Raw genomic sequence first — 19,533 nt, 5'->3', positions numbered from 1 at the left:
GGAGGCCCGGTGCCAACTGGCACCGGGCCTCCCGTCAGGCAGGACGCGCGTCTAGTACGTCGACGCGATGAGGTTCTCGGGGACGTCGCGCGCGGCGTCCTGGTCCACGAAGAAGACGGTGCGCTTGCGACCCTGGACGCCGCCCACGGGGACGTCCTCGACGGAGGCGCCCGCCAGGGCGAGCCCGAGGACCGACGCCTTCTCGGCACCGGACAGGATGACCCACACGCGCTGCGAGGCGTTGATCACCGGGTAGGTGACCGTCAGGCGCTGCGGCGGCGGCTTGGGGGAGTCGTCGACCGACACGACGGCGCGGTCGGTGACCGTGAGCTGCGGGAACTCGGGGAAGAGCGACGCGGTGTGCCCGTCGGGGCCGACACCGAGCAGCGTGATGTCGAAGCGCGGAGCGACGGCGCCCTCGTACGCGGCGTCCTGGAGCTCACGCTCGTACTGCAGCGCGGCCACTTCGATGTCGATGCCGGCGTCGGACGCGGGCATCGGGTGGATGTTCGACTCCGGGATGTCGACGTGGTCGAAGAAGTCGGTCTGCGTCCCCGTGGTGTTGCGGTCGGCGTCACCGGCCGGCACCCAGCGCTCGTCGACCCACCAGACGTGGACCTTCGACCAGTCGACGCTCTCGCGCGCCGGCGACTGGCCGATCGCGGCGAGGACGAGGGACGACACCGAGCCACCGCTGATCGCGATGTCGGCACGCTCCTGCTCGTCGAGCACGTCGATGATCTTGGTGATGAAGCGTGCGGCGACCGAAGCGCCGAGGGCCTGCTTGTCCGGGTGCACGAGCACCCGCCGTTCGTTGGTCACGTGACTCCCGTGTTCGTGGCGGCCGACCGGTCGTACGACCGCCTTCGGTCCGGTCGGGCCGCCTGCACCAGACAGACGACCCGACCGTTGTGGGGTGCTCAGCGGGCGATGGTCTCGCGCAGCTGGGGAACCCCGTGCTTGACGACGTCTCCGAAGAGGACGTCCGGGTCGAGTCTACGGAGTTCCTCGGCCAGGCAGTCACGCAGGTTGCGGCGTGGCAGCGACAGGTCGTGCGTGGGCTGACCGGGCATCGAGAGCGTCGCGACGTCCACCAGGGAACGCTCGAGGTCGATGGTGCCCGACTCGCGCACGAGCTTGACGCCGTGGATGCCGCTCGAGCCGGTCGCACGCGGCGACGTGGTGACCGTCACCGGCACCTCGAGCTGGAGCTGCAGCCACGCGGCGAGCAGGATCGTCGACGGGCTGTCCGACGCGCCCGTCACCTCGACGCCCGTGATGGGCTCGTACGGCGGCTGGTCGAGCGCCGCGGCGAGCTGGTTCCGCCACAGGGTCAGCCGGGTCCACGCGAAGTCGGTGTCGCCCGGAACGTACGAGGCACCGAGGGCCTCGATCGCGCCGTTCGGGTCCTTCTGCGCGGCGGCGTCGGTGATCCGGCGCTGGGCGATGCGGCCCAGTGCCGAGGCCGACGGCTGCGACGGCGCGGTCTGCGGCCACCAGGCCACGACCGGGGCGTCCGGCAGGAGCAGGCCCGTGACCAGGCTCTCCTCGTCGGTCGCGGTCTCGCCGTAGGCGCGGAGGACGATGACCTCACTGGCGCCCGCGTCGCTGCCCACGCGGATCTGCGCGTCGAGACGGCCGGGCGACTTCGTGTCGCCGTCGTTCTTCGACACGATGATCACGCGCATCGGGTGCTCGCGGGACGCCTCGTTCGCGGCCTCGATCGCTTCTTCCTCGTGGCCGAGGGCCGTCGAGATGATCAGCGTGAGGACACGACCGAGGGCGACGGCGCCGCCCTCTTCGCGGATGTGGACGAGCTTCTTCTGGATCTTCGAGACCGTGGTGTTCGGCAGGTCGATCTTCATGGACGCCTCCAGGTCCGGCCGTCGCGGGCGAGCAGGGCATCGGCGGACGCCGGACCCCACGTGCCGGGACGGTACTGCTCGGGCTGGCCCTGCGTGGCCCAGAACTCCTCGATCGGGTCGAGGATCTTCCAGGACAGCTCGACCTCCTGGTGCCGCGGGAACAGCGGCGGATCGCCGAGGAGCACGTCGAGGATGAGTCGTTCGTACGCCTCAGGGGATGCCTCGGTGAAGGCGTGGCCGTAGCCGAAGTCCATCGTCACGTCGCGCACCTGGGTGCCGACGCCGGGGACCTTCGAGCCGAACCGGAGCGTGACGCCCTCGTCCGGCTGGACGCGGATCACGAGCGCGTTCTGACCGAGGGGGGACTGCGAGTTGCCGTAGACGTCCTCGGGGACGCGCTTGAAGACGATCGCGATCTCGGTCACACGGCGCCCGAGCCGCTTGCCGGCGCGCAGGTAGAACGGGACGCCCTGCCAGCGACGGGTCGCGATGTCGAGCTTGATCGCGGCGTACGTCTCGGTGCCGGACTCGGGGTTCATCCCGGCCTCGTCGAGGAAGCCGAGCACCTTCTCGCCGCCCTGCCAGCCGCCGGCGTACTGTCCACGCGCCGTGGCGGTCGACAGGTCCTCGGGCAGCCGCACGGCGGACAGCACCTTCTCCTTCTCGGCACGCAGGTCGGCGGCCTTGAACGAGACGGGCTCCTCCATCGCGGTGAGCGCGAGGAGCTGCAGCAGGTGGTTCTGGATGACGTCGCGCGCAGCGCCGATGCCGTCGTAGTACGCGGCACGTCCCGCGACGCCGATGTCCTCGGCCATCGTGATCTGCACGTGGTCGACGTAGTTCGAGTTCCAGATGGGTTCGTACATCTGGTTCGCGAACCGGAGCGTCAGCAGGTTCTGGACGGTCTCCTTGCCGAGGTAGTGGTCGATGCGGAACACGTCGTCGGGCGCGAAGACGCTCTCGACGATCGCGTTCAGCTCGCGCGCGGTGCGGAGGTCGGAGCCGAACGGCTTCTCGACGACCACGCGGCTCCACGAGCCCTCGCGCTTCGCGGTGAGGCCGGACAACTTCAGCTGCTCGGTCACCACCGGGAACATCTTCGGCGGGATGGACAGGTAGAACGCGTGGTTGCCCAGCGTCCCGCGCTCGGCGTCCAGGTCGTCGACGGTCTGCTTGAGCTGCAGGAACGCCTCGGGGTCGTCGAACGAGCCCTGGACGAAGCGGATGCCCTGTTCGAGCTGACGCCAGACGTCCTCGTCGAACGGGGTGCGGGAGTGCTCCTTGACGGCGTCGTGCACGAGCTGGGAGAAGTCTTGGTCCTCCCAGTCGCGACGGGCGAAGCCGACGAGCGCGAACCCCGGGGGCAGGAGCCCCCGGTTGGCCAGGTCGTAGACCGCCGGCATCAGCTTCTTGCGTGACAGGTCGCCCGTCACGCCGAAGATGATGAGCGTGCTCGGTCCCGCGATCCGGTTCAGTCGACGATCCGTCGGCAGCCGGAGCGGGTTGTGCTCCGGGGTGATTGCCACCGGTGACATGAGTCGGTGAACTCCTTACGAGTCAGTGGGAGACGGCGGAGGCGATGGCCGCGGTGGCGGCGCGCACGTCCGACGTCGTGAGGGTGAGGACCGGGCGGCCGTGCTGCGCGAGGACACTCGCGTCACCCGCTGCCTGGGCCTGGAGGAGCTGGCCGAACGTGAACGGCCGACCCGGGATCGCCAGGTCGTCCGGTTCGTCCGCCACGATCTGCAGGAACACTCCCGTGGCGGGTCCGCCCTTGTGGTACTGCCCGGTCGAGTGCAGGAACCGCGGGCCGTACCCGAAGGTGACCGGCCGACGCGTGCGCGCCGCCAGGGCGTCGCGGAGCGTCTCGAGGTCACGGTTCGTGGTGCGGTCGACGTACGCCTGCACCGCCACGTAGCCGGTGGCGTCCAGTTCGGACAGGAGGCCCGTCACGGCTTCTGCGAGCGTCGTCCCGACCGGCAGTCCGGGCGTCGCGGAGACGGCGATGCCGTCCTCGGTGAACGCGGGGTCCGCAGGCGCGGGACGGTCGTCGAGCAGCGCACGGGTCGCGACCTTGGCAGCCTCGACGTCGGGCTGGTCGAACGGGTCGATGCCGAGCAGCCGCCCGGCGGCGGCGACGGCGTACTCCCAGACGAGGATCTGACCACCGAGGGTCCCGGTGATCTCGACCTCGCCCTCGGCGACGTGGCGCTCGTCCTCGCGCGAACCGACCAGGCGGATGACCTGGACGTCCGGCAGGGCTGCGGAGACCTCGGGGGAGTCGGCGTGCAGGACGACGGGCAGCAGGCCACGTCCGCTCTTGCCGGTCGACTCCGCGATCAGCTGCTCCACCCAGTCGCCGAACCCGACGATGTGGGTGCCGTCCGGCACGATGGCGATCTTGTCGCGCAGCGGGTCGGTACCGGCGAGGACCGCACCGAGCACGAGCCCGGGGTTCTCGTCGAGGTCGACCGACAGCAGCGCGGAGATGGCGTCGGCCTCGTCCAGCAGCTCGGCGATGTCCGCTCCGGCGAGACCGGAGGGCACCAGTCCGAACGCGGTGAGGGCCGAGTAGCGGCCGCCGACGGTCGGGTCGGCGGTGAAGACCCGGTAGCCGGCGTCGATCGCGGCGGCCTCGAGCGCGGAGCCCGGGTCGGTGACGACGACGATGCGGCCGGTGGGGTCGATGCCCGCGTCGCGGAACGCCTGCTCGTAGACGCGGCGCTGGGAGTCGGTCTCGAGCGTGGAGCCGGACTTCGACGAGACGACGAGCACGGTGCGCTCGAGGTCCGTCGTGACGGCGGCGCGGACCTGCGCGGGGTCGGTCGAGTCGAGCACCGTCAGCGGGACGCCGGCGGTGCGCGTGATGACCTCCGGCGCGAGCGACGAGCCGCCCATGCCGGCGAGGACGACGTGGTCGACCCCTTCGGCACGGAGCGACTCGCGCAGCGCGGTGATCTGGGCGACGAGCGGGCGGGAGACCGAGACGGCCTCCACCCAGCCGAGGCGCTTGGACGCCTCGGCCTCGGCGTCCGGTCCCCACAGCTCGGGGTCCTGGGCGGTGATGCCCGAGGCCACCAGGTCAGCGACGAGCCGCGGGACCACCGAGTCGATGGCCCGCGCGGCATCGCCGCTGGCAGCGATGGAAACCGTCACTACTTGGCGCCCTCGAGCGCGGTCTTCACGGTGTCGACGAGCTCGCCCCACGAGACGTTGAACTTGTCCACGCCCTCCTTCTCGAGCAGCGCCACGACGTCGTCGTAGTCGATGCCCTGCGCGGCGAGCTGGTCGAGGACCTGCTGCGCGGCGTCGAAGGTGCCGGCGATGGCGTCGCCGTGGATCTCACCGTGGTCGAACGTGGCGTCGAGCGTCTTGCCCGGCATCGTGTTCACGGTGTTCGGGGCGGCGAGCTCGGTCACGTAGAGCGTGTCGGGCAGCGACGGGTCCTTGACGCCGGTCGAGGCCCAAAGCGGACGCTGCGTGTTCGCATCGGCCTCGAGCAGGCCGAGGGCGCGCTCGGAGGCGAACGCCTCGGTCCAGACCTGGTAGGCGAGCTGCGCGTTGGCGATGCCGGCCTTCGACTTCAGGGCATTGGCCTCGTCGGTGCCGACGGCGTCCAGGCGCTTGTCGATCTCGGAGTCGACGCGCGACACGAAGAACGAGGCGACCGAGTGGATCTTCGACAGGTCGTGACCGGCGGCCTTGGCCTTCTCGAGCCCACCGAGGTAGGCGTCGATGACGGCGCGGTAGCGCTCGAGCGAGAAGATCAGGGTGACGTTGACGGAGATGCCGGCGCCGATGACCTCGGTGATGGCCTCGAGACCCTCGACCGTTGCGGGGATCTTGATGAGGACGTTCTCGCGGCCGACCTTCTCGAACAGGAACTTGGCCTGCTCGATGGTCTTGGCGGTCTCGTGGGCGAGGCCCGGCTCGACCTCGATCGAGACGCGGCCGTCGAAGCCCTTGGTCTCGTCGTAGATCGGCTTGAAGACGTCGGACGCGTTGGCGACGTCCTGCGTGGTGATCTCGAAGATCGCCTCGGTCACGTCGGTGCCGGCGGCGGCCAGCTCCTTGACCTGGGCGTCGTAGCGCTCGCCCTTGGCGAGGGCCGACGCGAAGATCGTCGGGTTGGTGGTCACGCCGACGACGTTCTTCTGCGCGATGAGGTCGGTGAGCTTGCCGGTCTCGAGGAGCTCGCGGGACAGGTCGTCGAGCCAGATGCTCACGCCGACCGCGGAGAGGGCGGCAGTGGGGGTGTTCTCAGCCATGTGTTTCTCTTCTTTCCTTCATCGGCCTGATGGCCGGGGTCTGGGGGACCGGGGGCGCGTGGCGGAGCCGAACCGCGCCTCCCGGCAGAAGGGCCGGATCCGGCGAACCGGACCCGGCCCCTGCGGGTCAGGAAGCCGCGATGGATTCCTTCGCGGCGGCCACGACGTGTTCCGTCGTGAAGCCGAACTCCTTGAAGAGCGTCTGGTAGTCGGCCGAGGCACCGAAGTGCTCGATCGAGACGCTGCGGCCCTTGTCGCCGACGATGTCGCGCCAGCTCATGGCGATGCCGGCCTCGACCGACACGCGAGCGGTGACGTCCTTCGGGAGCACCTGGTCCTGGTAGTTCTCGGACTGGGCGCGGAACCACTCGATGGACGGTGCGCTCACGACGCGGGCGTTGATGCCCTCGCCCTTGAGCTGCTCACGGGCCTCGACGGCGATCTGGACCTCGGACCCGGTCGCGATGAGGATCACGTCCGGGGTGCCGTTCGGCGCCTCGGCCAGGATGTACGCACCCTTGGCGACGTTCTTCGCCGAAGCGAAGACCTCACCGGAGGCGTCGCCCTCGCCACGCTCGAACACCGGCAGGTTCTGACGGCTCAGCGCGATGCCGGCCGGGCGGTCGGTGTGCTTGAGCATCTCGAGCCAGGCGTACGCGACCTCGTTGGCGTCGGCGGGGCGGACCACGTCGAGACCCGGGATCGCACGGAGCGACGAGACCTGCTCGATCGGCTGGTGCGTCGGGCCGTCCTCGCCGAGGGCGACGGAGTCGTGGGTCCAGACGTAGATCGCCGGCGCGCCCATGAGCGCGGCGAGACGGACCGCCGGACGCATGTAGTCGCTGAAGATCAGGAACGTGCCGCCGAAGGGGCGGGTGTTCCCGTGCAGGACGATGCCGTTGAGGATCGAGCCCATGGCGTGCTCGCGGATGCCGAAGTGCAGCACGCGGCCGTACGGGTCGGTGCTCCACGTCGACGTCGAGGCCTCGGCCGGACCGAAGGACTTGGCGCCCTCGATCGTGGTGAGGTTCGACTCGGCGAGGTCGGCCGAGCCACCCCAGAACTCGGGCATCAGCGGCGCGATGGCGTTGATGACCTTGCCGGAGGCGGCACGGGTCGAGACGGCCTTGTCGGTCGGGAAGACCGGCAGTGCTGCCTCGAGGTCCGCGGGGAGTTCCTTGGCGTTGACGCGGTCGAACAGCGCCTTCTTGTCGGCGTTGGCAGCAGCCCACGCGTCGAAGGTCTTCTGCCACTCGGCGTGCTGCGCCTGGCCCTTGGCGACGGCGCCGCGGGTGTACTCGAGGACCTCGGGGGCGACCTCGAAGGTCTTCGCGGTGTCGAAGCCGAGGACCTCCTTGAGGCCCTTGATCTCGTCGGCGCCGAGCGCCGAACCGTGGATCTTGCCGGAGTTCTGCTTGGTCGGCGACGGCCAGCCGATGATCGTCTTGAGGACGATGAGCGACGGCTTGTCGGTGACCTGCTGGGCGGCCTCGATCGCGGCGTGGAGCTCCACGGCGTCCTCGGAGTACTCGCCGGTCTTCTTCCAGTCGACGATCTGGACGTGCCAGCCGAGCGCCTCGTAGCGCTCGGGGACGCTCTCCGAGAACGCGATGTCGGTGTTGTCCTCGATCGAGATCTGGTTCGAGTCGTAGAACGCGATCAGGTTGCCGAGCTGCTGACGGCCGGCGAGCGAGCCCGCCTCGTTCGTCACGCCCTCCTGCATGTCACCGTCACCGGCGATCACGTAGGTGAAGTGGTCGAACGGCGACTGGCCGGCCGGGGTTTCCGGGTCGAACAGGCCGCGCTCGAAGCGCTGGGCGTAGGCGAAGCCGACCGAGGACGCGAGGCCCTGGCCGAGCGGGCCGGTGGTGATCTCGACACCGTCGGTGTGGCCGTACTCCGGGTGACCCGGGGTCTTCGAGCCCCACTTGCGCAGGTGCTGCAGGTCGTCGAGCTCGAGGCCGTAGCCGTGCAGGTAGAACTGCACGTACTGCAGGATCGAGGCGTGACCGGCGGAGAGGATGAAGCGGTCGCGGCCGATCCAGGTGGAGTCGCTCGGGTCGCGACGCATCACCTTCTGGAAGAGCAGGTGTGCGAGCGGCGCGAGGCTCATCGCGGTGCCGGGGTGACCGTTGCCGGCGGCCTCGACCGAGTCGGCGGCGAGAACGCGGGCCGTGTCGACGGCCTTCCGGTCGATGGCGTCCCAGGTGAATTCAGCCACTTGGATGTTGACCCTTCTTGATGCGACATGTGCGAGGGCTCGTGCCATCGCACGGACATGTGGCCATCCCGGGGCCGAGTCGTGTCGCCGTCTAGCGGCGGCCGACCGGCTCATCGCGGCCGACGTCATCGGGGCGCGCACTGCGGGAGGGCAGGTCCAGCATAGTGACCAGCCACTCAGAAGGGGTTCAGGTGACGCCCGATGTTCACGAGTCGGGTCACCCGGCCCCTCGTCCGCCGGGCGTGTCGTGCTCCGCGGCCCGTCGTTCTGCACGGGGTGTCTGCACGGGATGGGGGAGCGGGGCATCATCGCGGCGCTTCCATCGCGTAAACTGTCGACGACCCGTCGGACATTCCGGGTCAGCGCATGCCCGGACGCCGCCGCAGTCGTCCACCGAGTGTGCGAGCTGATGCGAACAGACTGAGGTTCCCTTGCCGACTGCCACCGTGACCAGGCCCGACACCGATCGACCCCGATCGACGCTGTCCCGCAAGGTCCGTGCGTACGTCTCGTTGACCAAGCCGCGCGTCATGGAGCTGCTGCTCGTGACCACCGCGCCGACCATGTTCCTGGCCGAGCGTGGCGTGCCGGACCTCTGGCTCGTGTTCTGGACGATGCTCGGCGGGGCGATGTCCGCCGGCTCGGCGTCGGCCTTCAACTGCTACATCGACCGTGACATCGACCGCCTGATGAAGCGGACCAGCACCCGCCCGCTGGTGACCGGTGAGCTCTCGGACCGCGAAGCCCTCGTGTTCTCGTGGATCCTCGGCGTCCTGTCGACGGCGGTGCTCGGGTTCCTGGTGAACTGGCTCGCCGCAGCCCTGAGTGTCATCGCGATCCTCATCTACGTGTTCGTCTACACGCTGTGGCTCAAGCGCCGCACCCCGCAGAACATCGTGTGGGGCGGCTCGGCCGGCTGCATGCCCGTGCTCATCGGCTGGGCGGGCGTCACCGGCTCGCTCACCTGGGCCCCGGTCATCCTCTTCATGGTGATCTTCCTCTGGACGCCGCCGCACTACTGGCCGCTGTCGATGAAGTACCGCGACGACTACGACGCCGCCGACGTCCCGATGCTCGCCGTGGTCCGCGGTCGCACCGTCGTCGGCCTGCAGGTCGTGCTGTACGCCTGGGCGACGCTCGTCTGCTCGCTCCTGCTCATCCCCGTTGCGCACATGGGGCCGCTGTACACCGTGGTCGCACTGGCCGGTGGCATCTGGTTCGTCGTCGAGTCGCACCGGCTGTACTCGCGGGCGATCCAGCACGTCGAGCACGTGCAGCCGATGCGTGTGTTCCACAGCTCGATCACGTACCTGACGCTGCTCTTCATCGCCGTGGGCATCGACCCGCTGCTGCCGCAGGTCTTCACCTTCTAAGCGCTGCGCGCCGCCACTGGGCGTCGTCGTACGACGAACTCGATGTCGTACGACGTCGCCTTCGTCGTCGGTGCGCGTGCGCGACGGTTGCGCGCGCGGGGATGCGACGTCCTCGACGTCGTGCGACGTCGAGGACGTCGTTCCGGGTCAGCGCGCGATCTGGCGCGGCTGTGGACGTGCGCACGGGGCAGACGGGAGGCGCGGGGCGGCGCCGCCACGGGCCTCCTGGCCGCCGGGGGCGTACGTGGGCGCGGGGCGCACGCGTGTGGTTGCGCCCCGCGTGACCCTGCGCACCGCGAACACGACACCCCGCGAGTCGATCGACTCGTGGGGTGTCGCAGAACGGGTGTTGCGCGTGCGACGCGCCCGGGCGTCAGGCGGCGTCGAGTGGTTCGCGCACGGCTTCGCGACCGGCGCTGGCGCGCGTGGCGAGCACGACCGCCGTGGTGGCCCCGACGAGCAGCCCGGCGAGCACCATGTGCGTGCCCACCAGCCCGACGGGCAGGCCGGTGCGGGCCTGGGTCAGACCGACGGCGATCTGCAGGAACTCGACGACGAGCAGCAACAGCGCCCACTTGCTCGAGATCCGGAGCCGGACGGCGCCGACGACGAGCACGAGGGTCAGCGCGAACAGGGCGTACGCGGGCCAGGCGTGCACGTGCTCCATGACCGCGGGGTCGAAGCCCGTGCGGTGCAGTATCCCGCCGTCGACGGCCTCGTCGGCACCGGCGTGCGGGCCGCTGCCGGTCGTCAGGATGCCGACGAGCACGGTGACCACGACGGCGGCGACCGTGCCGCGGACGACGCCGGTGTACCAGCCGGGAACGAGGCGGTGGCTGGTGCGGGGGCCGTGCATCGTCCGGTAGACCAGGGCCGCGGTGACCGAGGTCAGGGCGGCGGACACGACGAAGTGCAGCCCGACGACGAACGGGTTGAGGTTCGTGAGCACGCTGAGCCCGCCGATGACGGCCTGGACCGGGATCGCGACGCCCTGAGCGAACGCGAGCCAGAACAGTTCGGGGCGCGTGCGGAGCATCCGGACGACCGCCAGGAACATCGCGATCGCCACGATGACGAGCACGAAGGTGAGCAGTCGGTTGCCGAACTCGATGATCCCGTGGATGCCCATCTCGGGCGTGGAGACGAGCGAATCGGCCGTGCACTTGGGCCAGGTGGGGCATCCGAGGCCCGACGCGGTCAGGCGGACGAGGCCGCCGGTGCCGATCAACACGACCTCGACCACGAACGAGGCCCACGCCAGCGCGATGACCCGGCGGTCGACGACCCGGGGGAGCGACCACCACCGTGCGGTCCGGAGATCCTGGTCGACGGGGGGTCCGACGCGAGTCACGAGGGTGGTGCCTTCCTGTTGTTCCGTGCAGTGAACCTGTAGGATTCGAGGGTTCAGCAGCAGTCAAGTCTAGGCAGGCGCCGGCTCCGAATGGGCCGAGATCGCCGATCGATCCAGGGACTGCGTGGAACCATTGTCGTTGCGAGGGAGCAGCACCGTGTCCGCCTGTCGGCGGTCTGCGGTGGAATGGCGTCCAGACGCCACGGGTTCACACCTGAAGACGCTGCCCCGCGAGAAGGAAACGAGGAGACCATGTCCGACGTGCTCATCGACCGTCCCGAGCTCGAAGGGCTCGGGCAATACGAGTTCGGCTGGTCCGACTCCGACTCGGCCGGGGCCTCGGCCCGCCGTGGGGTCTCGGACGAGGTCGTCACCGACATCTCGAACCTCAAGCACGAGCCCGAGTGGATGCTCAAGAACCGGCTCAAGGGCCTGCAGCTCTTCGGCCGCAAGCCGATGCCGACGTGGGGTGCCGACCTGACGGGCATCGACTTCGACAACATCAAGTACTTCGTGCGCTCGACCGAGAAGCAGGCGCAGTCGTGGGAGGACCTCCCCGAGGACATCCGCGCGACCTACGAGAAGCTCGGCATCCCCGAGGCCGAGCGCCAGCGCCTCGTCGCCGGTGTCGCCGCGCAGTACGAGTCCGAGGTCGTGTACCACCAGATCCGCGAGGACCTGGAGCAGCAGGGTGTCATCTTCATGGACACCGACACCGCGCTCCGCGAGCACCCCGAGCTCTTCCAGGAGTACTTCGGCACCGTGATCCCGGCCGGCGACAACAAGTTCGCCGCGCTGAACACGGCCGTGTGGTCCGGCGGCTCGTTCGTCTACGTCCCCAAGGGCGTCCACGTCGAGATCCCGCTCCAGGCCTACTTCCGGATCAACACCGAGAACATGGGCCAGTTCGAGCGGACGCTGATCATCGCGGACGAGGACTCCTACGTCCACTACATCGAGGGCTGCACCGCCCCGATCTACAAGTCGGACTCGCTGCACTCGGCCGTCGTCGAGATCATCGTGAAGAAGAACGCCCGCGTTCGGTACACGACGATCCAGAACTGGTCGAACAACGTCTACAACCTCGTGACCAAGCGTGCGATCGCGCACGAGGGCGCCACGATGGAGTGGATCGACGGCAACATCGGCTCCAAGGTGACGATGAAGTACCCGTCGATCTACCTCGCCGGTGAGCACGCCAAGGGCGAGACCCTGTCCGTCGCGTTCGCTGGCCCCGGCCAGCACCAGGACGCCGGCGCGAAGATGATCCACATGGCGCCGTACACGACGTCGTCGATCGTCTCGAAGTCGATCGCCCGTGGCGGCGGTCGCGCGGGGTACCGCGGCGAGGTCCGGGTGGACCCGGCGGCGCACCACGCGGCGAACACCGTGCGGTGTGACGCGCTGCTGGTCGACACGATCAGCCGGAGCGACACGTACCCGGCGATCGACATCCGCGTCGACGACGTCCAGCTCGGGCACGAGGCCACGGTCTCGCGCGTGAGCGAGGAGCAGCTCTTCTACCTGATGTCCCGCGGCATGGCCGAGGACGAAGCGATGGCGATGATCGTCCGTGGCTTCATCGAGCCGATCGCCCGCGAGCTCCCGATGGAGTACGCGCTCGAACTCAACAAGCTCATCGAGATGAGCATGGAAGGATCCGTCGGCTAGATGTCCAGCACCACCCCTCCCCACATCGACCAGCCGATCGAGCCCGCGGCACCCGCCCAGGGTGCCGAACAGCACGGCGCCGGAGCCCACTCCGACGGCGGCTGGGACGCCCCGGACAAGAAGATCCCGGTCCAGACCCGCTCCGAGCGGTTCCAGTCCGGCGACCTCGACGCGTTCCCGACCGTCACCGGCCGCGAGGTGAACTGGAAGTTCGCGCCATTGGCGAAGCTCCAGCCGCTCCTCGACGGTGGTCTCGACGGATCCGCCTACCGGTTCCTCGCCCGCCAGTCCGACGGTGCCGACGTCGAGTGGGGTCGCAGCGACGACCCCCGCGTCGGGACCGCCGGTCTGCCCGAGGACCGTGCAGCGGCCGCTGCGTGGTCCGCGCGCGACGCCGTCCTCGCCGTCACCGTCAAGGCAACCGAGGCGCACGAGTTCATCACCATCACGCGTTCCGACTTCGGCACGCAGCCCCGAGCGGCGCACACGGTCATCACGGCCGAGCCGCACGCCCAGGGCATCGTCGTGCTCGACAACCGCGGCAGCGCACTGCTCAGCGAGAACATCGAGATCGTCGTGCAGGACGGCGCACGCCTGACCGTCGTCAGCCTGCAGGACTGGGACGACGACGCGGTGCACGTCTCGACGCACTTCGCCGAGGTCGGCCGAGACGCCTTCCTGAAGCACGTCGTGGTCTCGCTCGGCGGCGACGTCATCCGGGTCAACCCCTCGACGCACCTCGGTGCGCAGGGCGCCGACACCGAGATGTACGGCGTGTACTTCGCCGACGCCGGTCAGTACATCGAGCAGCAGGTCTACGTGAACCACGACGCGCCGAACACGCGCGGTCGGGTCAACTACAAGGGCGCGCTGCAGGGCAAGGGCGCGCACACCGTGTGGATCGGTGACGTGCTCATCGGTCGCGCCGGTGACGGCACCGACTCGTACGAGCAGAACCGCAACCTCGTGCTGACCGACGGCACCCGTGCCGACAGCATCCCGAACCTCGAGATCGAGACGGGCAACATCGAGGGTGCCGGCCACGCGAGTGCGACCGGTCGCTTCGACGACGAGCAGCTGTTCTACCTGCAGGCCCGCGGCATCCCCGAGGAAGAAGCGCGTCGTCTCGTCGTGCTCGGCTTCCTGGTCGAGGTCATCCAGAAGATCGGTGCGCCCGAGCTCGAGGAACGACTCATCGCCGCGGTCGAGCAGGAGCTCGCCGAGGGCCGCTCGGTGATCGTCGCGCCGGCGGAGGCCGACGCCTGATGCCCACGAAGGTCTGCGCGGAGTCCGAGATCGCGGTGGACAGCCCCATGCGCGCCGTCGTCGACGGCACCGCGGTGGCCATCGTGAAGGACTCGTCCGGCACCGTGCACGCCATCGGCGACACGTGCACCCACGGGGACATCTCGCTGGCCGAGGGGTTCATCGAGGGCGACACGCTCGAGTGCTGGGCCCACGGCTCCCGCTTCTCGCTCGCCACGGGGAAGCCGCAGAACTTCCCGGCGTACGAGCCCGTCCCGGTGTTCCGGGTCGAGGTGCGCGAGGGCGACGTCTACGTCGACGTGCACGACCCCGTGCCCGTCGACTGACACCGCCTCCCGGCCCCCACACTTTCCGCGGCCCGTCCGCGACACGACAGAAAACCGAAGGAACCCACGCAATGTCCACTCTGGAAATCCGCGACCTCCAGGTCTCGATCGACACCGATCAGGGCACCAAGGAGATCCTCAAGGGTGTCGACCTCACGATCAACGAGGGCGAGATCCACGCGATCATGGGGCCGAACGGCTCCGGCAAGTCCACGCTGGCGTACACGATCGCCGGTCACCCCCGGTACAACGTCGTCGGTGGCTCGATCACCCTCGACGGCGAGGACGTCCTCGCGATGAGCGTCGACGAGCGCGCCCGTGCCGGCATGTTCCTGGCGATGCAGTACCCGGTCGAGATCCCCGGCGTGACGGTGTCGAACTTCCTCCGCACCGCCAAGACGGCGATCGACGGCGAGGCCCCGGCCCTGCGCGGCTGGATCAAGGAACTCCGCCAGTCGATGGCCGACCTCAAGATGGACTCGTCGTTCGCCGAGCGCAACGTCAACGAGGGCTTCTCCGGTGGCGAGAAGAAGCGCCACGAGATCATGCAGCTCGAGCTCCTCAAGCCCCGCTTCGCCGTGCTCGACGAGACCGACTCCGGCCTCGACGTCGACGCGCTGAAGATCGTGTCCGAGGGCGTGAACCGCGCCAAGGCCGCGACCGGCCTGGGCGTGCTGCTCATCACGCACTACACGCGCATCCTCCGCTACATCAAGCCGGACTTCGTGCACGTGTTCGTCGCGGGCAAGGTCGCCGAGCAGGGTGGCCCCGAGCTCGCCGACCGCCTGGAGAACGAGGGCTACGACCGCTACGTGCAGGCCGCGGCGGCGTCCGCCGCAGAGGCGCAGGCCTGATGATCGCGGCACTCGCCCCGGAGAAGTTCGACGAGGTCGTCGAGGGCCTGAAGGAGGTCCAGGACCCGGAGCTCGGCGTCAACATCGTCGACCTCGGCCTGATCTACGACCTGGCCTGGGACGACGAGGCCTCGGCGCTCGTGATCAGCATGACGCTGACGAGTGCCGGCTGCCCGCTGACAGACGTCATCGAGGGCGACACCGCGAACGCCCTCGACGGCATCGTGGACGCCTTCCGCATCAACTGGGTCTGGATGCCGCCGTGGGGTCCGGAACGGATCACCGACGACGGGCGCGAGATGATGCGCGCGCTCGGGTTCGCGATCTAGTCGCGACCACACCGCAGACGGGAGGCCCGGTGCCAGCTGGCACCGGGCCTCCCGTCTGTCCGTGGTCGCGCCACGCGCGGGGCGCGCCGCCGAGTGGTCGCAACCGCCCGCTCGCGTTCGCCGAGTGGTCACGTTCTGTCGGCCGACCGCGCTCCGGGCGACGGAAGGTGACCACTCGGCGTCCGGCTGGCGGGGAGTCGTGACCGACCCACGGCCCGCCGCCCCGCACGCAGCGGACGCAGAACGGCCCCGCACCGATCGGTGCGGGGCCGTTGTCGTGCGCAGCGTCAGCGGCGGCCGAGCGCCTTCCACGCGAGCGGCACGATGCCCGCGGCGATGAGCGCCTTCGCGATCCCACCGACGATGAACGGGTACAGGCCGGCGGCGAGCACCGACTGCAGGTCGTTCGGTGCGCCGAGCTGCCCGAGCACGACCGCCAGGTACGGCAGGCCGGTCACGAACGGGATGGCACTCGCGAGCAGCATCGCGACGGCTGCGCGCCCGAAGTGTCGGTCCCAGTTGCGGCGGGCCAGCCAACCGACGACGCCCGCGGCGGGGATGAACCCGATGACGTAGCCGAAGCTCGGCACGGCCAGGGCCTGCAGGCCGCCGGTCATGTCGGCGAAGAACGGTGCGCCCGCGAGGCCGGCGACGGCGTAGACGAGCAGCGAGAGCATGCCGCGTCGGGCACCCAGGGTCGCGCCGACGAGCACGACGGCGAGCGTCTGCCCGGTGATCGGGACCGGCCACATCGGGACCTCGAGCTGTGCCATCGCAGCGGTGAACAGGGCTCCGCCGGCGACGAGGGCGGCGTTCGTGGCCAGCCCGTGCGTCCGCAGACGGTCGGCGAGGACTGCGCGGGGAGCGAACCCGGTGGCGTTCGTCATGGATTCTCCTAGAATGGACTGCTGGTCCCGTTCGGAACCATCGGTCCCGTCAGCGTAGCGGTGCACCTCACGCACACGTCGTTGTGCAAACCCACCAACTGATTGGACGTCCACTGTGCTTGCCGTGCACGAACTCGAGATCCGCGTCGGAGCTCGTCTCCTCATGGAAGACGTGTCCTTCCGTGTCGAGAAGGGCGAGAAGATCGGACTCGTCGGCCGCAACGGCGCGGGGAAGACGACGATGACCAAGGCCCTCGCGGGCGAGACGCAGCCGAACGGCGGCACGATCGACCGCGGTGGTGAGATCGGCTACCTGCCGCAGGACCCCCGCTCCGGCGACCCGGAGGAGACCGCGCGGAAGCGCATCCTCGACGCCCGCGGGCTCGGTGAGCTCGTGGAGGGCATCCGCCTCGCCACGCTCGACATGGCGAGCGAGGACACCGCCGTCGCCGAGAAGGCGATGCGCCGGTACAGCCGGCTCGACGACCAGTTCAACGCGCTCGGCGGCTACGCGGCCGAGGCCGAGGCGGCGTCGATCGCGTCGAACCTCAAGCTGCCGGACCGCATCCTCGACCAGCAGCTCAAGACGCTGTCCGGTGGTCAGCGTCGTCGCATCGAGCTCGCGCGGATCCTGTTCTCGGATGCCGAGACGATGATCCTCGACGAGCCCACGAACCACCTCGACGCCGACTCGGTCGTGTGGCTGCGCGAGCACCTGAAGACCTACCCCGGCGGCGTCATCATCATCTCCCACGACGTCGAGCTCGTGGAAGAGGTCGTCAACCGCGTGTTCTACCTCGACGCCAACCGTCAGACCATCGACATCTACAACATGGGCTGGAAGCTCTACCAGCGGCAGCGCGTCGCCGACGAGGAGCGTCGTCGCAAGGAGCGCGCCGGCGCCGAGAAGAAGGCCGCGACCTTGAAGGACCAGGCCGCTCGGTTCGGTGCGAAGGCCTCGAAGGCCGCCGCGGCGCACCAGATGGTCGCGCGTGCCGACAAGCTGCTCGCGGGCCTGGAGGACGAGCGCGTCGCCGACCGGGTCGCCAAGATCCGCTTCCCCACGCCGGCCCCGTGCGGCCGCACGCCGCTCATGGCCGAGGGGCTGTCGAAGTCCTACGGGTCGCTCGAGATCTTCGCGGGCGTCGACCTGGCGATCGACCGCGGTTCGCGCGTCGTCATCCTCGGGTTCAACGGTGCCGGCAAGACGACGCTGCTCCGGATCCTCGCGGGTGCTGACCTGCCCGACACAGGTGAGATCCAGCCCGGCCACGGTCTGCGCATCGGGTACTACGCGCAGGAGCACGAGAACATCGACATCAACCGCACCGTGATCGAGAACATGGTGTCGGCGTCGACTGACCTCAACGAGACCGAGGCCCGTCGCGTGCTCGGTTCGTTCCTGTTCACCGGGGACGACGGCTACAAGAAGGCCGGGGTCCTGTCCGGCGGTGAGAAGACGCGTCTGTCGCTCGCGATGATCGTCGTCTCGGGCGCGAACGTGCTGCTGCTCGACGAACCGACGAACAACCTGGACCCGGCGTCGCGCGAGGAGATCCTCAACGCCCTCGCTGGGTTCGAGGGCGCCGTCGTCCTGGTGTCGCACGACGCCGGTGCCGTCGAGGCGCTCAACCCCGAGCGCGTGCTGCTCCTGCCGGACGGCACCGAGGACCACTGGAACAAGGACTACGCGGAGCTCATCGAGCTCGCCTAGCGGGCGGTCACGACACCCCGCTCAGGTTCGCCGAGTGGTCACCATGTGTCGTCGCCGTCGCCGGCGAGCGACGGTTCGTGACCGCTCCGCGGCACGCGTGCGAGCGCGTCGTGACCAGCGGCCGGGCGGCGTGCGGTGGTCGACGTGACCGTAGGACGGACGGGAGGCCCGTGGCGACGCCGCCACGGGCCTCCCGTCCGCTGTCCCGTCGGTCAAGGCAACCCGCTCACGTCCGCCGAGTGGTCACCACGTGGCGTCACCGGCGTCGACGGGCGACGGTTCGTGACCGCTCGGCGGCGCGCCCGCGGCGAGCGGCCCGGCGCAGCGCGTCAGCGGCGGGACGCGATCAGGTCGTCCTCGATCTCGGCGTCGGTCTTCGGCTTGGCGTCCTTGCGGCGCTGCCGCTCCTGGGCGCGCTCGCGTTCCTCTGGGTCGTCCTGGTTGAGGTTCCGGTACTCCTGCACCATCACGTACGCCAGGAACCCGAAGCCGCCGGCCGCGAACAGGAACCACTGGATGAAGTAGCTCAGGTGCAGGCCGGTGTCGGCGGTGGGACGCTCCCAGCCGAGCGGGCGCGCCTCGGTCGGGGCGGGGGACTCGGAGGCGAGCTCGCCGTACGCACCGGTCCAGATGGGGGTGTCGACCTTCTTCGCGACGTCGGCCAGGGTCACCGACTGCACCTGGTCCGTGTGCGCGGGGTCGGTGCGGCCGGGGATCCGGGGCTCGCTCTGCTGCAGGCGGACGATCGCCGTGACCTCGCCCGACGGGGGAGCGGGCACGTGGTCGGGGGCGTCCTGCGCGTTGCCGGTCGGGACCCAGCCGCGGTCGACGATGAACGCCCGGCCGTCGTCGGTGACCAGGGGGGTCAGGACCTCGAAGCCGGGCTGGCCGTTGTGCACGCGGTTGCGGACGAGCAGCTGTGCGTCGATGTCGTAGCGGCCGGTCACGGAGACGCGGAGCCACTCCTGCTCGTCCTGCCAGCTCGACGCCGTCGGCAGCGCCTGGTCGAGGGGGACCGGGGTGTGGTCGTAGTTCTGGGCGACCTGCTCGTTCTGACGCACGGCCTCGTTGCGGCGGTCCCACTGCCACATGCCGAACAGGGCGCAGACGATCGCGAAGGCCACGGCGATCGCGAAGTACCCGAGCCAGCGGCGACTGCGGACGAAGTGCCAGCCGACGAAGGGCTCGTCCGGGTCCTGGGTGGGGCGTTCGTCGTCCGGCACGGAGCGACGGGCGTGGTCGGCGGCGCGTTGCAGCTTGGCAGCGTGCTTCCGGCCGTACCGGGAGTGCGGGTCGAAGTCGTCGGTCATCGACCGGTGCCGGTGGAGCGCACCCCGACGTCGTTCTTCGGCGACGAGGCGGGGTCGCGTTCGTCGTCGAGCCGGTCGACGTCCTCGTGCATGCCGGT

General features: G+C 69.7%; 16 protein-coding genes. 7 read left to right on the top strand and 9 right to left on the bottom strand.

Annotated features, from left to right (window positions below; all coding sequences use genetic code 11):
* Positions 1-51: 51 nt before the first annotated feature.
* The 6 genes from pgl to tkt form a co-directional block, all read right to left on the bottom strand.
* A complete protein-coding gene (gene pgl, locus EDF51_RS03050) occupies positions 52-822 on the bottom strand; it encodes a 6-phosphogluconolactonase (RefSeq protein WP_132100322.1) in 771 nt (256 codons plus the stop codon).
* Positions 823-920: 98 nt separating this feature from the next.
* Positions 921-1,865: a glucose-6-phosphate dehydrogenase assembly protein OpcA gene (locus EDF51_RS03045; RefSeq protein WP_111083961.1), complete on the bottom strand. Its 945-nt coding sequence runs from the start codon at positions 1,863-1,865 to the stop codon at positions 921-923.
* Positions 1,862-3,400, bottom strand: coding sequence for a glucose-6-phosphate dehydrogenase (gene zwf, locus EDF51_RS03040; protein ID WP_111083962.1), 1,539 nt, complete (start codon positions 3,398-3,400; stop codon positions 1,862-1,864). The genes EDF51_RS03045 and zwf overlap by 4 nt, the downstream gene beginning before the upstream one ends.
* A gap of 22 nt (positions 3,401-3,422) precedes the next feature.
* A complete protein-coding gene (locus EDF51_RS03035; RefSeq protein WP_131920121.1) occupies positions 3,423-5,021 on the bottom strand; it encodes a glucose-6-phosphate isomerase in 1,599 nt (532 codons plus the stop codon).
* Positions 5,021-6,133: a transaldolase gene (gene tal, locus EDF51_RS03030; RefSeq protein ID WP_133936602.1), complete on the bottom strand. Its 1,113-nt coding sequence runs from the start codon at positions 6,131-6,133 to the stop codon at positions 5,021-5,023. Before tal ends, EDF51_RS03035 begins: the two co-directional genes overlap by 1 nt.
* 127 nt (positions 6,134-6,260) lie before the next feature.
* The gene (gene tkt / locus EDF51_RS03025; protein WP_123671736.1) at positions 6,261-8,354 is read right to left on the bottom strand and encodes a transketolase; all 2,094 of its coding nucleotides are present in this window, start codon (positions 8,352-8,354) and stop codon (positions 6,261-6,263) included.
* 446 nt (positions 8,355-8,800) lie between these two features.
* Here tkt and EDF51_RS03020 point away from each other — a divergent pair, with 446 nt between their 5' ends.
* A complete protein-coding gene (locus tag EDF51_RS03020; protein WP_111083966.1) occupies positions 8,801-9,727 on the top strand; it encodes a heme o synthase in 927 nt (308 codons plus the stop codon).
* 373 nt (positions 9,728-10,100) lie between these two features.
* On the opposite strand, the gene EDF51_RS03015 is transcribed toward EDF51_RS03020, so the two are convergent.
* Positions 10,101-11,078: a COX15/CtaA family protein gene (locus EDF51_RS03015; RefSeq protein WP_131880196.1), complete on the bottom strand. Its 978-nt coding sequence runs from the start codon at positions 11,076-11,078 to the stop codon at positions 10,101-10,103.
* A gap of 252 nt (positions 11,079-11,330) precedes the next feature.
* Here EDF51_RS03015 and sufB point away from each other — a divergent pair, with 252 nt between their 5' ends.
* The 5 genes from sufB (at position 11,331) to EDF51_RS02990 (ending at position 15,524) form a co-directional block, all read left to right on the top strand.
* Positions 11,331-12,749 (top strand): Fe-S cluster assembly protein SufB, encoded by a 1,419-nt coding sequence (gene sufB / locus EDF51_RS03010; protein ID WP_111083968.1) that lies wholly within the window; start codon positions 11,331-11,333, stop codon positions 12,747-12,749.
* Positions 12,750-14,015 (top strand): Fe-S cluster assembly protein SufD, encoded by a 1,266-nt coding sequence (gene sufD / locus EDF51_RS03005; RefSeq protein ID WP_131880194.1) that lies wholly within the window; start codon positions 12,750-12,752, stop codon positions 14,013-14,015.
* Positions 14,015-14,341: a non-heme iron oxygenase ferredoxin subunit gene (locus EDF51_RS03000; RefSeq protein ID WP_111083970.1), complete on the top strand. Its 327-nt coding sequence runs from the start codon at positions 14,015-14,017 to the stop codon at positions 14,339-14,341. The genes sufD and EDF51_RS03000 overlap by 1 nt, the downstream gene beginning before the upstream one ends.
* A 71-nt stretch (positions 14,342-14,412) precedes the next feature.
* Positions 14,413-15,195 carry a Fe-S cluster assembly ATPase SufC gene (gene sufC, locus EDF51_RS02995; protein WP_111083971.1) on the top strand — a complete coding sequence of 261 codons (783 nt, stop codon included), beginning with the start codon at positions 14,413-14,415 and terminating at the stop codon, positions 15,193-15,195.
* The gene (locus tag EDF51_RS02990) at positions 15,195-15,524 is read left to right on the top strand and encodes a metal-sulfur cluster assembly factor (RefSeq protein WP_111083972.1); all 330 of its coding nucleotides are present in this window, start codon (positions 15,195-15,197) and stop codon (positions 15,522-15,524) included. The genes sufC and EDF51_RS02990 overlap by 1 nt, the downstream gene beginning before the upstream one ends.
* 287 nt (positions 15,525-15,811) lie before the next feature.
* Here the strand turns inward: EDF51_RS02990 and EDF51_RS02985 are convergent, their stop codons facing one another.
* Positions 15,812-16,411 (bottom strand): biotin transporter BioY, encoded by a 600-nt coding sequence (locus tag EDF51_RS02985; protein WP_123294377.1) that lies wholly within the window; start codon positions 16,409-16,411, stop codon positions 15,812-15,814.
* Positions 16,412-16,526: 115 nt separating this feature from the next.
* On the opposite strand from EDF51_RS02985, the gene EDF51_RS02980 reads away from it, so the two are divergent.
* Positions 16,527-18,125: an ABC-F family ATP-binding cassette domain-containing protein gene (locus EDF51_RS02980; RefSeq protein ID WP_123294378.1), complete on the top strand. Its 1,599-nt coding sequence runs from the start codon at positions 16,527-16,529 to the stop codon at positions 18,123-18,125.
* Between the two features lie 329 nt (positions 18,126-18,454).
* Here EDF51_RS02980 and EDF51_RS02975 read toward each other — a convergent pair whose 3' ends face one another.
* Complete coding sequence (locus EDF51_RS02975) at positions 18,455-19,435, bottom strand: SURF1 family protein (RefSeq protein ID WP_131880192.1); 981 nt, start codon at positions 19,433-19,435, stop codon at positions 18,455-18,457.
* Positions 19,436-19,533 lie beyond the last annotated feature (98 nt).

The organism is Curtobacterium sp. PhB25 (genome assembly GCF_004365375.1).
Lineage (GTDB): Bacteria > Actinomycetota > Actinomycetes > Actinomycetales > Microbacteriaceae > Curtobacterium.
This window is presented reverse-complemented; position numbering and strand designations above follow the sequence as displayed.

Excerpts from the sequence above, each read along its gene's own strand:
- sufB (WP_111083968.1), top strand. The coding sequence starts at position 11,331 with ATGTCCGACGTGCTCATCGACCGTCCCGAGCTCGAAGGGCTCGGGCAA.
- zwf (WP_111083962.1), bottom strand. The coding sequence starts at position 3,400 with ATGTCACCGGTGGCAATCACCCCGGAGCACAACCCGCTCCGGCTGCCG.
- EDF51_RS03000 (WP_111083970.1), top strand. The coding sequence starts at position 14,015 with ATGCCCACGAAGGTCTGCGCGGAGTCCGAGATCGCGGTGGACAGCCCC.
- EDF51_RS02990 (WP_111083972.1), top strand. The coding sequence starts at position 15,195 with ATGATCGCGGCACTCGCCCCGGAGAAGTTCGACGAGGTCGTCGAGGGC.
- EDF51_RS02985 (WP_123294377.1), bottom strand. The coding sequence starts at position 16,411 with ATGACGAACGCCACCGGGTTCGCTCCCCGCGCAGTCCTCGCCGACCGT.
- sufD (WP_131880194.1), top strand. The coding sequence starts at position 12,750 with ATGTCCAGCACCACCCCTCCCCACATCGACCAGCCGATCGAGCCCGCG.
- sufC (WP_111083971.1), top strand. The coding sequence starts at position 14,413 with ATGTCCACTCTGGAAATCCGCGACCTCCAGGTCTCGATCGACACCGAT.
- EDF51_RS02975 (WP_131880192.1), bottom strand. The coding sequence starts at position 19,435 with ATGACCGACGACTTCGACCCGCACTCCCGGTACGGCCGGAAGCACGCT.
- tal (WP_133936602.1), bottom strand. The coding sequence starts at position 6,133 with ATGGCTGAGAACACCCCCACTGCCGCCCTCTCCGCGGTCGGCGTGAGC.
- EDF51_RS03045 (WP_111083961.1), bottom strand. The coding sequence starts at position 1,865 with ATGAAGATCGACCTGCCGAACACCACGGTCTCGAAGATCCAGAAGAAG.